Source organism: Streptomyces sp. BR123, assembly GCF_013401435.1.
GTDB lineage: Bacteria > Actinomycetota > Actinomycetes > Streptomycetales > Streptomycetaceae > Streptomyces.
In genome coordinates, this window is record NZ_JACBGN010000554.1 from 1 (window position 1) to 1,981 (window position 1,981).

Below are 1,981 nucleotides of genomic sequence, written 5' to 3' on the forward strand. Positions count from 1 at the left end.
CGGTGCGTACGGGCGCCCGCCCCGCACGGCTCACCGGGCGCCCGTACGCACCGTGACTGCAGGGCCGCGTACGGTGCCGGGCCGCGGGGGCCGGCGGGAGGATGTCTCAGACGGTCTTCCAGGGGCCGAAGGCGTTGGCGACGCCGTCCAGGGCGGGGGCCAGTTCGGGGTGGTGCCGCAGCAGTACGCTGACCATGCCGTTGCGGTCGATCCACTCCAGGCCCTCGGCGGTGTACACCTCGGGCCGGTAGTCGGTGGTGAAGAAGCGGTCGCTCTTGAGCCGTCGGCTGGCCATCAGGATGAAGATCCGGAAGAGGGAGTCGCTGAAGCCGAAGCCCTCGGGCCGGGGCTCCACCAGATTGCCGACCAGGGTGTCGACCCGGTCGAGCCGGCCCTCGTACAGGTCCCTGATCAGAGGTGTGTCGTCCGGGTGGCCGCCCGTCAGCTCCTCGAAGGAGGTGACGGGCCGCTTGCGCAGCATCTGCCGGTAGGCGTTGTAGCGGGGGATGCCGCGCTCGCGGTCGCGGAGGATGTCGACGGTGCCGAGGTCCATGTGCTCGCCGGACAGCCGCACCAGGTTGCGCAGCGCGTCGGGGTGGTTGTGCAGGACGAGGGCGCCGGGATGCGCGGTGCCGAAGGTGTAGAGCAGGTCGCTCATCCCGAACTCGTCGACGGCCGCGCGGGTGCTGCGGCCCTGCATCTCGTCGAAGCCGATGGTGCGGCGCAGCCGGCCGCCACGGTGGTCGTGGACGGCGAGCTCGTCGGGGATCAGGGGGTGCAGGCGGTACGCGGAGACGAACTCCTCCGTCATCGAGTACGGGGCGGCGTGGTGCTCGGTGGGTGAGCCGGGGATGCCGCTGAGCATCTCGCCCGAGCCGATCCGGCCGAACTGCTTGCTCACCCAGCGGGGCAGCACGCCGTACCAGTTGGCGTTCATCGCGTAGTGCAGCGCGGGCGTGTCGAGGATGCCGGGCGTCCACTCCACCGTGTGGATCTTCGCGATGAGGGCGCTGTTGACCAGCCGCGCGGTGTGGAAGATCCGCTCGTCGTCCCAGGTGGGGTGGTGGGAGCGGACCATGTCGCAGATCGCGTTGTGCTCCTTGGTGAACAGGTGGTGCAGCAGCGACAGGCCCGCCCAGTAGTCGTGGTTCATCCCGGTCCAGTCCAGGCAGTCGCGGCCCGGGCGGGGGTCGGCGGGCAGCCGGCCGTCCTCGCCGAGGGTGAGCTTGCCGTGCTCGCCGGTGCGCAGGGAGCGGCAGCGCTCCTCGTCGCTGCCGTACAGCTGGGAGCCGTCCCACCAGTGCGTGACCGTGTTCTCGTACGTGGGCGGGGCGTCGGGGGTGGTGTGGGCGACCCGGTCGGGCTGGGTGCGGTTGATCTGCATGGGGCAGGTGCCGCCGTGGGCCTCCCAGTCGTCGTCCGGGGCCAGGGGCACGGTGAACGGGTCGACCGACGTGTTGTCGCCGTGGTTGGCCCAGCCGTGCATCTGGAACTGGATCCAGGCCGCGGCGAGGAGGTTCAGCGTGGTGGCCGGCAGGAAGGAGCGGCGGGCGAGCAGCTGCCGGCTGATCTCCCGGGGGCTGGGGGTCATCAGCTCCGCGTCCGATTCCGGGTACGCCATGTCCAGCGGGGCGTTGCGGTCGAGGCGGGTGCCGACCCGGCCCATGTCCTCGTCGTGCGGGTCGTAGCCGGAGCCGTCGTACGACCGGTAGGGCTGCAGTTGGCCGGTGGCCCGGCGGGGGCGCTCGCCGCCCGCGCCGAAGGTGTCGTACAGGTTCTTGCGGCGCAGGTCCTCGCGGAGGGTCCGCAGGTTCAGCAGGGCCAGCGGCAGCGGGAGCTCGTGCCATTCCCAGCGGCTGTTGATCCCGGCGAATGCGGCCGAGCCGAGGCGCTCCAGCAGTCCGGCGGGCCCGTAGGGCGCGGTCACCCAGCTGCCGGGCTGCGGCGGCGTCTCGGGCCGTGTGGGGGCGGTGGGGGCGGT

1 protein-coding gene is annotated in these 1,981 nt (G+C 72.0%); it reads right to left on the bottom strand.

Annotated elements, in window-relative coordinates:
- Nucleotides 1–106 precede the first annotated feature (106 nt).
- A partial coding sequence (locus HYE82_RS36185; protein ID WP_306439695.1) for a peroxidase family protein occupies nt 107–1,981 on the bottom strand: 1,875 nt, incomplete at its 5' end.